The 11,246-nt window shown below is 63.3% G+C and carries 7 protein-coding genes; 2 read left to right on the forward strand and 5 right to left on the reverse strand.

Translation table 11 applies throughout. The annotated features are described in order from the left end of the window. Positions 1-63: 63 nt before the first annotated feature. Complete coding sequence (locus tag KIP88_RS32255) at positions 64-948, reverse strand: Ku protein (RefSeq protein ID WP_214492193.1); 885 nt, start codon at positions 946-948, stop codon at positions 64-66. 100 nt (positions 949-1,048) lie between these two features. Here KIP88_RS32255 and ligD point away from each other — a divergent pair, with 100 nt between their 5' ends. Beyond that, positions 1,049-3,697 (forward strand): DNA ligase D, encoded by a 2,649-nt coding sequence (ligD, locus tag KIP88_RS32260; RefSeq protein ID WP_374226536.1) that lies wholly within the window; start codon positions 1,049-1,051, stop codon positions 3,695-3,697. Between the two features lie 277 nt (positions 3,698-3,974). Here the strand turns inward: ligD and KIP88_RS32265 are convergent, their stop codons facing one another. Continuing rightward, a complete protein-coding gene (locus tag KIP88_RS32265; RefSeq protein WP_065752791.1) occupies positions 3,975-4,139 on the reverse strand; it encodes a DUF3309 family protein in 165 nt (54 codons plus the stop codon). Between the two features lie 166 nt (positions 4,140-4,305). On the opposite strand from KIP88_RS32265, the gene KIP88_RS32270 reads away from it, so the two are divergent. After that, positions 4,306-4,617 carry a polyhydroxyalkanoic acid system family protein gene (locus KIP88_RS32270; protein WP_214492195.1) on the forward strand — a complete coding sequence of 104 codons (312 nt, stop codon included), beginning with the start codon at positions 4,306-4,308 and terminating at the stop codon, positions 4,615-4,617. Positions 4,618-4,624: 7 nt separating this feature from the next. Here the strand turns inward: KIP88_RS32270 and treY are convergent, their stop codons facing one another. Genes treY through glgX form a run of 3 tightly spaced genes read right to left on the reverse strand, consistent with a single transcriptional unit; the run spans position 4,625 to position 11,246 of the window. Continuing rightward, the gene (treY, locus tag KIP88_RS32275) at positions 4,625-7,414 is read right to left on the reverse strand and encodes a malto-oligosyltrehalose synthase (protein WP_214492196.1); all 2,790 of its coding nucleotides are present in this window, start codon (positions 7,412-7,414) and stop codon (positions 4,625-4,627) included. 5 nt (positions 7,415-7,419) lie between these two features. Then, a complete protein-coding gene (gene treZ / locus KIP88_RS32280) occupies positions 7,420-9,177 on the reverse strand; it encodes a malto-oligosyltrehalose trehalohydrolase (RefSeq protein ID WP_214492197.1) in 1,758 nt (585 codons plus the stop codon). Continuing rightward, complete coding sequence (gene glgX / locus KIP88_RS32285) at positions 9,174-11,246, reverse strand: glycogen debranching protein GlgX (protein WP_214492198.1); 2,073 nt, start codon at positions 11,244-11,246, stop codon at positions 9,174-9,176. The genes treZ and glgX overlap by 4 nt, the downstream gene beginning before the upstream one ends.

Here is an 11,246-nt window from a genome sequence, read left to right on the forward strand (position 1 = left end):
GAATCCCGGCGGGGCTCTGGATTGCTTCGTCGCTCCGCTCCTCGCAATGACGGAGGGAGTCGCTCACCCCGCCTTGCGGTGCCTGGCCGCGGACCGGTGCGCCTTCTTTGCCGTTCGGCGTGCCGGCGCCCGCCGCGACGCCGGAGCATGGGTCCGCCGTTTCGCCGCTGATTTTCCCTTCAGGCTCGCCTTCAGCGCGTCCATCAGGTTGATGACGTTGTCGGGCTTTTCCTCGCGTTCGGCGACCTTGATCGGTTTGCCGGAAGCCTTGCGTCGCACCAGCGCCTTCAGCGCGTCCTCGTACTCATCCTTGAACTTCGAGGGATCGAAGTGCGCCGCCTTGGTATGCAGGATGTGGCCCGCGAGTTCGATCATGTCCTTTGTGATCTTGGGCGTCTTGATGCCGTCGAAATAGTCCTCTTCGTCGCGCAGCTCGTAAGGGTAACGCAGCGTGGTGCCGAGCAGGCCCTTGCCGAGCGGCTCGATCGCCATGACGTGCTCGCGGTTGGTCAGCACGATGCGGGCCAGCGCGACCCGCTCCTCATCCTTCATGGCGTCGCGGATCACGGCGAAGGCGTCGACCGCCGCCTTGCCGTCGGGGGCGACGTAGTAGGGATGGTTGTAATAGCGCTTGTCGATCTCGTCCCGCGGCACAAAACTGTCGATCTCGATGGTGTGATTGCTCTCGATCTGGACGGCCTCGAGTTCCTCCTTTTCGATCTCGACATACTGGCCCTTTTTCAGCTCATAGCCGCGGCCCTTCTGGTCGCTTTCGACGACGTCGCCGGTCTCGGCGTCGATCATCTGCTGCTTCAGCCGGTTGCCGGTCTCCTTGTTGATCATGTGAAAACGGGTTTTCTCGACCGATGTCGAGGCCGGATACAGCACCACCGGACACGACACCAAAGAGAGTTTTAGCGTGCCTTTCCAGTACGCGCGGGGGGCCATTGCAATCTCCGGCATGGTTGGGTTTGGGAACTTCAACGGCTAGTATGGGTTTTCGTTCCGGATGCCGCCGCGCGAGCGGTCGCGATCGTCGAGGTTTGCAGTGGCGTTGAAGAAACTCAGCACGTATCGGAAGAAGCGCGATTTCGGCAAGACGGCGGAGCCTTCCGGCGACGTCAAGGTCCAGTCCGCGAAGCAGCGGCGGTTCGTGATCCAGAAGCATGACGCAACGCGGCTGCATTACGATCTCCGGCTGGAATTCGACGGGGTCTTCAAATCGTGGGCGGTCACCAAGGGACCGTCGCTCGATCCGCATGACAAGCGGCTCGCGGTCGAGGTCGAGGATCACCCGCTGGACTACGGCGATTTCGAAGGCACGATCCCGGACGACCAGTATGGCGGCGGCACCGTGCAGCTTTGGGACCGCGGCTATTGGGAATCAGATGACCCCGAGCGCGGCTTCAAGAAGGGTGACCTGAAATTCACCGTGCACGGCGACAAGCTGCATGGCAGCTGGGTGCTGGTGCGGATGAAGGGCGATCGTTATGGCGGCAAGCGCACCAACTGGCTGCTGATCAAGCACCGCGATGAATTCGCCCAAGAAGGCGAGGCCAACGATATCCTGGAAGAGGATCGCTCGGTGGCTTCGGGGCGAACCATGGCGCAGATCGCGCAGGGCAAGGGCAAGGCGCCAAAGCCGTTCATGCTGGCCAAAGGCAAGACAAAGGCCGACGCGGTCTGGCAGTCGAACCGGGGTGATGCCGCCGAGGCGCGCGCCAGGGGCAGGACCGCGGCATTGCGATCCACGCCGGAGACGAAAACCCGCGCGCCGGCGCAGAGCGCCAAGCCCAAGAAGGTCGCATCGATGCCGGATTTCGTTGCGCCGCAGCTTTGCGCGTCCGTCGAGCGGCCGCCGAACGCGGACAGCTGGTGCCATGAAGTCAAGTTCGACGGCTACCGCGTGCAATTGCGGATAGAGGATGGCGATGTGTCCCTGCTGACCCGAAAAGGGCTGGACTGGACCGACAAGTTCGGCGCCATCGCGAGAGCAGCCAGGGCGTTGCCCGATGCGCTGATCGACGGCGAAATCGTTGCGCTGGACCACAACGGCGTGCCCAGTTTTTCCGCGCTGCAGGCGGCGATCGCGGACAACAAGACGGGCAACCTCATCTTCTTTGCATTCGATCTCCTGTTTGCCAATGGTGAGGATCTTCGCGCGCTGCCGCTGCGCGAGCGCAAGGAACGCTTGAATCGCCTGCTGGAGCAGCGGAAGGGAAAGGAACAGCTGATCCGCTACGTTGATCATTTCGAGGAGCGCGGCGATACCGTCATGGAATCGGCCAAGAAACTGGAGCTGGAAGGCATCGTCTCCAAGAGGCTGGATGCGCCCTACCGCTCCGGACGCACCGAAAGCTGGACCAAGACCAAGATCCGCGGCGGGCAGGAGGTCGTGCTCGGCGGCTGGAAGACGACCCAAGGCAAGTTTCGTTCGCTGATGGCCGGCGTTTATCGCGGCAACCATCTGGCCTTCGTCGGCCTCGTCGGCACCGGCTTCGGGCAGGACGTCGTCCGGCGCATCACGCCGGCGTTGAAGGCGGCGGCCTCCGACAAGAGCCCGTTCGGCGGCAAGGATGCGCCGAAGAAGACCCGCGACGTGCACTGGCTGAAGCCTGAACTGGTCGCCGAGATCGAGTTCGCTGGCTGGACCGATGGCGGCAACATCCGGCAGGCCGCGTTTAAGGGGCTGCGTCAGGACAAGCCGGCGAAGGAAATACGGGCGGAGAGGCCTGCGATGACCGAAGTTGCAAAACCTTTGATGCGGTCCACGAAATCATCGGCGAACAAATCCGCCGAGGTGATGGGTGTCGCCATCTCGAAACCCGACAAAGCGCTGTGGCCCGATGGCGGCGATGGTGAGGCCGTCACCAAGCTCGATCTTGCCCGGTATTTCGAAGCTGTCGGCGAGTGGATGATCGTCCACCTCAAGGGCCGTCCGTGCTCACTTCTGCGCGCCCCAGACGGCATCAAGGGTGAAACCTTCTTTCAGCGCCACGGCATGCCGGGCGGCTCGGATCTGCTGAAACTCGCCAAGGTCTCGGGCGACCGCAAGCCCTATCTGCAGATCGACCAGGTGGAGGGATTGGCGGCGGCGGCGCAGATCGGCGGGCTGGAACTTCATCCCTGGAATTGCGCGCCTGACGACTACGACACGCCGGGCCGGCTGGTGTTCGATCTCGACCCCGCGCCGAATGTCGAATTCTCGGAAGTGATCGAAGCGGCAAAGGACATGCGTCAGCGGCTGACTGCCGTTGGCCTCGAAAGCTTCTGCAAGAGCACCGGCGGCAAGGGCCTGCACGTGGTGACGCCGCTGCTTTACGGCGCGAGGGACATGGTCACGTGGAAGGAAGCCAAGGCCTTCGCGCAAGGCATCTGCCAGTGGATGGCGAATGACGATCCCGAGCGTTATCTGCTCAACATGTCGAAGAAGCTGCGCAAGGGAAAAATCTTCCTCGACTATCTGCGTAACGACCGGATGTCGACGGCGGTCGCCGTGTTGTCACCGCGTGCGCGCGACGGCGCCACCGTCTCGATGCCGCTGACCTGGCCACAGGTGCGCGGCGACCTCGATCCGAAGAAGTACACGGTGCGTACGGTGCCGACGTTGCTGGCGAAGACCAAGGCGTGGGACGGCTACGACGATGCGGCGGCGTCGATCAAGCCGGCGATGAGGAAGCTGGCTGGGAAGATGTAGCGGTAGCCCCTGTCATACCCCGCGAAGGCGGGGTATCCAGTATGCTGCGGCTTCTCACGAATGTCTCTGGAATACTGGATCACCCGCTTTCGCGGGTGATGACAACTTGTAGGGTGGGCAAAGCGAAGCGTGCCCACCATTTCGAAGCGCGATCGGTGATAGATGGTGGGCACGTCGCTAGCGCTCCTTTGCCCACCCTACGAACTGCTGCTCGAAGGACGTAGATGGCCGGGACAAGCCCGACCATGACGCAACGAATACGTTTCAGATTGCCTGCTCAAAGCTTCCCAAGCAGCAACAGGATCAGCAGGATCACGATCACGAGGCCCAATCCGCCGCCACCGTAATAGCCGGTGCCATAGAACGGTCCGCCGCCAATGCCGCTGAAGCCGCCGAGCAGGGCGATGATGAGAATGATTAGGATGATAGTGCCGATTGACATGAGTCTCTCCTCAGCCCGATAGAGCCGTTGTGTTTGTTCTGCCCTGAGACGGTAACAACAAACCGGAATCACCAAAGTTCCCTTATTGCGCCGCGATAATCGGCGCGCCTCTTCTTTTCGAAGCGCGTGCGATTACATGCATTTCGACAAGAGAGGGATTTTTGCGATGACCAAACCGCTGGTGGTTTCGATTCCGCACAGCCTCGGACGCGACGAGGCCATGCGCCGTCTGAAGACCGGGCTTACGCGCGCCGCTTCCAGCGTGCCGGTGCTGAGCGTCGACGAGGAGCGATGGGAAGACAACCGCATGATCTTCCGCGTTCGCGCGCTGGGCCAGGCGGCGGCCGGCCATGTCGACGTCGCCGAGGATCACGTGCAGGTGGAAGTCGTGCTGCCATGGTTGTTGCAGCGCTTTGCCGAGGTGGCCCAGGCCGCGATCCAGAACCGCGGCAAGCTGTTGCTGACCAAGAAGAGCTGACGCCTCCTTAGGCGCGGGCACGCTTTCGTGCCGGCTTGGCTGCGCCGTTGAACCTTGCCTTCAGTACGGCTACCGGCAGGTGCGCCAGCAGATCCGACAGCCGTAACTGCGTGGCATCGGCGTCGGCAAAACCTTCGACCGCATAGCCGCCGACATCAAGCGCGGCGTCATAATTCTCCGGACCAGGCCAATGCCTGCCGCTGTCAGTCAACGGTGCGAACCAGCGCGTGACCACGGTGATCGCGGCCTCGCGGCCTTGCCGCCGGGCGAACGCGATGAAGTGGTCGCGCTGCAGCCCACTCACTTCTAAAGGCTCGTAATCGCCTTCCGCAAATACATCGGCGAGTTCGGTCCGCAGCTTGAGTAGATGCCGTGTCCAGGCCAGCTTCAGATGGCCGCTCGGCCACTTCTCGACCAGCCGGTCCCAATCCGGACTCTCCAGCGCGCCGAGCCGGCCTGCGCGTTCGGCAAAGTCGATCGGCCGCCGGTTGTCGGGATCGACCAGCGAGAAATCCCAAAGCTCCGTGCCCTGATAGAAATCCGGCACACCCGGCATCATCGCCTTCAGCGTGATCTGGCTCAGCGAATTCAGTGTGCCCAGCAGCGACAGCCGCTGCGCGAGCGTTTGCAGCGCGTTCAGGAATTCGCCTGAGAGCGAAGGATCGAGAATTTTCGTGATGAAGCTGTTTACGCCTGCCTCGTAGGCGGTGTGCGGATTGAGCCAGCTGGTTTCCTGCTTGCCCTCGCGCGCGGCCTTCAGCGCATACTCCTGCATCCGCTCCGCAAAAGAAGCGTTGTCCGGCTGCCATGCCCCGAGCAGCGCCTGATACAGCATGTACTCGAATGTTGCCGACGGCGCGCGCAGATCGCCGTCGACCGAAAGATGCGGCGCGTTGAGCAGCTTCCACCGGGCCACGGCGCTGGTCCATTCGCCCGGCATTTCCGCCAGTGCCATGATGCGCGCACGCGCATCCTCGCCGCGCTTGGTGTCATGCGTCGCGGTTGCCGTCATGCCAAACGGCCATTTGCCGGCGCGGGCCCGCATCATCCCGTGAAATTCGCCAGCCGAAAGCGCTCTTGCGGCCGGATCGCCGCCGACCTCGTTGAGGGCGAGCAGGCGGTGGTAGCGGTAGAACGTGGTGTCCTCCAGCGACTTCGCCATCATGGGGCCGGTGAACTGCTGCACCTTCAACGCAAAACGTCTCACGCGCGGCGCGCTGTGGGGTGCGCGTCCCGGTTTGATCAGGTCCATCGTCAGGGTTTCGCGGAGAAAGTCGAAAATGCCGTCATCGGCGGCAAACCAGTCGGCGCGCGCCCGTTCGATGGTCTCCGAGATCAACTGGCGATCATGGGCTGATAGCCCTGACGATGTCAGGTAGGTGCGGTAGACCGGGAAGTGCAGCACATAGAGTTCGAGCGCCTGCCGCAGGCTGTCGGCGGAATAGTCGCGGGTGGAGTAATGTCCGCTGGCAATCCGCGCCAAGAGGCGCGTCAGCACCGTGAACTCGCTGGTCAGCAGCGTTTCCAGCACGCGCCGCTTGGCCTCCTTTAGGATCGGTTCAATCTTCGGTGATTGGTTGCTGATCTGCCGCCAGATTTCGTCGAGCGGCTCCAGGCCATGGCCGTCGGTCAGCACATGGGTGATCGTGTTCATCCACTCATAGCCGGTGGTGCCGTGAACGCCGGCGAACGACGGCAGCTTTTCCTGTTCGCCGAGAATCTTCTCGACCACCACGTAGAAGGGCCGGCTCTGCCCGCCATGTGCCTCGCGGACCAACCGGCGCAGGCGCTGAAAATACTGGACGGGATCACGCAGGCCATCGATGTGGTCGAGCCGCAACCCGTGAAGCTTTCCCTCCGCAATCAGCCGTTTGACCAGGCGATGGATCGCCTCGAAGGTGCTGGCATCCTCGACGCGCAAGCCCGCCAGCGTATTGATGTCGAAAAAGCGCCGGTAGTTGATGTCGCTGGAAGCAAGCCGCCAGTGGCCCAGCTTGTAGTGCTGGCGTTCGAGCAGATGGTGCAGCGAAAGCGTTGCCGCTGTGCGATCGGCTCCGGCGCGATAGGCTTCAAGCCCTCCCGCGATGATGTCGGCGGCTCCCGCGATGTCCTTCAATTCGGCTTTGAAGGCAGGCGCTTCCTTGCGGTTGGGGCGTCGCGGCCCCTGATAACGGGAGGCCAGCGCGAACATCGCCTTGCCGGGCGCACTTTCTTCCGCGCCCGCTTCCTTGAGAATCATGCGCAGGATTTCGCCATAACGCTCCGGCGCGATCGGCAGCCGATGCTCGAAATACCAGGCCGAAAAACTGCCTTCATTGGCGTCGTAGCGCAGTTCGATCTCGCCATTTTCCAGCGCCTGGCCGTAGGACGAGCCGATGATCGGCAGCAGCACGCCGCCACGCGCGCGGTATGGCAACTGCTCCCAGTCGATGTCGAAGGAGGCCGCTTGCGGCGAGGCGGGGCCCCACTCCAGCACATCGAGCCACCATGGGTTATCGGCAAAATGCACGCCGACATGGTTGGGCACGAAATCGAGAATCAGACCGAGATCGTGTTGGCGCAGCACGGCGCTCAGCCGCTCGAAGCCGGCTTCGCCGCCGAGCTCCGGATTGAACTGGGCGTGGTCGGTGACGTCGTAGCCATGCGTGCTGCCCTTGCGGGCGCGCATGAAGGGCGAGGCATAAAGATGCGTAATGCCGAGCGCCTTCAGATAAGGCACCACGGAAGCGGCGGCGTCGAAATCGAAATCCGCCGACAATTGCAGGCGGTAGGTCGCGATCGGGATCGCCGGGGGCATTTTTCCTATCCGATGCGCCAGAGCACCGTCCATGGCGGGACACTGTCGCCCAACTCGCTGCCCCAGATCAGGGTTCCCGCGGGCCCACCGGGCACATGGCTGATGGCCTGGTCCGCCAGGTTGGCGAGCAGGCGAAGCGTTGCGCCGTCGCCCATCCGCCAATCGGCCGTCAGCAAACCATCGTCTGTTACCTGGGCCTTCCCGAAGGTGGCGCCGACCAGTCGGGGGACAATCCGTTGCTTCCGGGTTCGCAGCAGTTCTCGCACGAGCGTCAGGCGCTTTCGTCCCGCGGGCGCCTCGCGGCTGTCCCAGTCGAGCACCGCCGAGTCCCTCGTTGAAGCCGCAAGCGCGTCGGGGACCTCATCGCCGTATTCTGCATAGGCCCAGGCCAGTTCAACGCGGCGGCCCTTGCGGACGGCATCGGCGAGATCGCCGCCGAAATCGCAGAAGAACGGGAAGGGGACCGTTGAGCCCCATTCCTCGCCCATGAATAGCATGGGAATGTGAGGTGCGATCAGCAGGACCTCTAGCGCCGCCTCGATCATCCGCGCGTTGGCATTGCCTTCGAGGCGGTCGCCCAGCGCGCGATTGCCGATCTGGTCGTGGTTCTGCAGGAAGTTGATGAAGGCGGCCGGTGCGAGATGGCCGCTCGGTTCGCCACGCTTGCCGCGGCGAAACTCCGATGGCTCGCCCTGATAGATGAAGCCGGAGGACAGCGCGCGGGCGATGTCAGTCCGCGGCGAGCGCTGATAGTCGATATAATAGCCCTGCTTCTCGCCGGTCATCAGCACGCGCCAGGCGTGGTGATAGTCGTCGTTCCATTGCGCGCGATACTTTCCGCGCGGCGGATCCTCGCCGGCATCCAGAATGCTGGCGCGGTTGTCGCCATTCTCCAGCACGAGGTGAATGTGCCGTCCGGTTGCTGCGGCGAGCCGGCCGGTGGCGGCGCTGAGATCGTGCAGCAGCGACAGCCCGCCGGGGTCGACGATCGAGTTGACGGCATCGAGCCGCAAGCCATCGAAGCGATAGTCGCGCAGCCAGTGCAGCGCATTCTCAATGGCAAAGGCGCGGACTTCTTTCACACGATAATCGATCGCGCTGCCCCAGGGCGTGTGCGCTTCCGTGAAGAAGCAAGGCGCATAGCGGCCTAGATAATTTCCTTCGGGGCCGAAATGGTTGTAGACCACGTCGAGCATCACCATCAGCCCGCGCAGATGCGCCTCATCGATCAGCGCCTTGAGATCTTCGGGCCGCCCATAGGCGCTGTCGGGCGCGTACCACAACACGCCGTCATAGCCCCAGTTGCGCGAGCCTGCGAAGTCCGCCAGCGGCATCAATTCCAGCGCGGTGATGCCGGTTTCAACGAGATGATCGAGCCTGTCGATCATCGCGCGATAGCTGCCGTCTCTGGTGAACGTCCCGACATGGGCCTCGACGATCACGGCCTCCTGCCACGGTCGTCCGCGCCAGTTCGTGGCGCGCCACGGATAGGCTTGATGGTCGATCACTTCGCTCGGGCCAAAGACGTCATCGGGCTGAAATTCCGACGCCGGATCCGGCACGTCGATCTCGTCATCGATGCGGAATTTGTAGCGCGCGCCGGGATTCACGCCGGCGATGTCGGCCGTGAACCAGCCGTCCTCGCCACGCTTCATGGCGTGCGGTTGCTCCAGCATGACGTCGACGCGTTTCGCCGCCGGCGCCCACAGCCGAAACCGCGTGCCGTAATTTGCCAGACGCGGACCGAATTGGCGGTCATTCATGCTGCCCCCGCAAAGGCAAGAACCGAGCGCGGCGGCGCTTTGGTTTCAGAGCCCGACGCGAAGGCGGCGGCCGTCTGTGCTTCCGTGGTGTTCAGCACCTGCTGCCAGTTCTTGTATTCGGTCATCCTGGGCAACGTGAAAGCGATCTCTTCGGGCGCGGCGTTCAGCACGATAAAGATCGGTGCCTGCCCTTGTTCCATCGGCGCGAGCACATAGGCCAGGAATCGGCCTTCCGGAAAATTCCAGTCGGCTTCCTTCATTTCCTCGGCCGCCGGCGTCAGCCAGAGCACGCCATAGGAGCCATCCTTGCGCCGCCCATCGAGCCAGCGCTGACTGCGGAGCTGGGCGAAGCGCCTGCGCAGGGCGGTCATGTGGCCGACGAAATCGGTGAGGTCGTCGCCCTGCTTGCCGAGATTGTCCCAGCTCACCCAGCCGGTCTCGTTGTCCTGGCAATAGGCGTTGTTGTTGCCGTTCTGCGAATTGCCGACCTCGTCGCCGGCCAGCATCAGCGGCGTTCCGAGCGCGAGGAACAGGCAGGCGAGCTGGTTCTTGCGCAGCTGCCGGCGCAGCGCAACGATCGCCGCGTCGCTGGTCGGGCCTTCGTGGCCGCAATTGTTGCTGTGGTTGTCGTTGGAGCCGTCGCGATTGTCCTCGCCGTTGGCCTCGTTGTGCTTCTCGTTATAGCTGAAGAGGTCGGCCAGCGTGAAACCGTCATGGACGGTGATGTGATTGACGCCGGCGCGGGTCGCGCGGTTGTCGTGATGGAACAGGTCGGATGAGGCAGTCATGCGGCGCGATACTTCGCCGATCAAGCTGCCTTCGCCGCTCCAGTAACGCCGCATCGCGCTGCGATAACGGTCGTTCCATTCCGACCATTGCGAGGGAAACGCGCCGACCTGATAGCCGCCCATGCCGAGGTCCCACGGTTCGGCAACCAGCTTGACGGTTGCCAACACAGGGTCCTGCCGCACCGCGGTCAGAAACGACGAGTTGCGGTCGAAGCCGTTCGGCGTCCGCGCCAGCGTGGTGGCGAGGTCGAAGCGGAAGCCATCGACGTGACAGACCTCGACCCAGTAGCGCAGCGAGTCCATCACCATCTGCAGCACGCGCGGATGGGTGAGGTTGACCGAGCTGCCGCAGCCGGTGAAGTCGTCATAGTAGCGCGGATTGTCCTTGCTGAGCCAGTAATAGGACGCGTTGTCGATGCCGCGGAAACTCAGCGTCGGGCCGAGATGGTTGCCCTCGGCGGTGTGGTTATAGACCACGTCGAGCATCACCTCGATGCCGGCGTCGTGCAGCCGCGCCACCGTGGTGCGGAACGCGTCGAGCGCATTGTCCTGCGCATAGCGCGGCTCCGGCGCGAAGAACGCCAGCGTGTTGTAGCCCCAGTAGTTCGCAAGCTTCCGCTCGATCAGCACCCGGTCGTCGATCAGCCCGTGGATCGGCAGCAATTCGATGGTGGTGACGCCGAGCCGCTTGAGATGGTCAATCATTGCCGGCGAGCACAGCCCGCCATAGGTGCCACGCCAGCCGGGCGCGACGTCGCCCCGCTTTTGCGTCAGGCCCTTGACGTGGGCCTCGTAGATGATGGTGTCTTCCCAGGCGATGTTCGGCCGTATCTCGCGGCGGCCCCAGTTGAAGGTCTCGTCGACCACGACCGCCTTCGGCATGCCGCGGGCATTGTCGCGGCGGTCAAAGGAAAGATCCTCGCGTGCGCTGCCGGTGCGATAGCCGAAATGCGCGTCGCTCCACACCAGCCGGCCGGCGATCCGCTTGGCATAGGGATCGAGCAGCAGCTTGTTGGCGTTGAAGCGGTGGCCGCGCTCGGGCGCATAGGGGCCGTGGACGCGATAGCCATAGAGCTGTCCGGGCGAGACGTCGTTGAGATAGCCGTGCCAGACGTCCTCGTTGCGCTCGGGCAGTTCGATCCGCTCGAGTTCGCGCCGGCCCTGGCCGTCGAACAGGCAAAGCTCGACCTTCTCCGCATTGGCCGAGAACAGCGCAAAGTTGGTGCCCCTTCCGTCCCAGCTTGCACCTAAGCGGGCGGGGCTTCCCGCGGATAATCGCAT

The sequence above is a fragment of the Bradyrhizobium sp. SRL28 genome, assembly GCF_018596315.1.
In the GTDB taxonomy this organism is placed as follows: Bacteria; Pseudomonadota; Alphaproteobacteria; order Rhizobiales; family Xanthobacteraceae; genus Bradyrhizobium.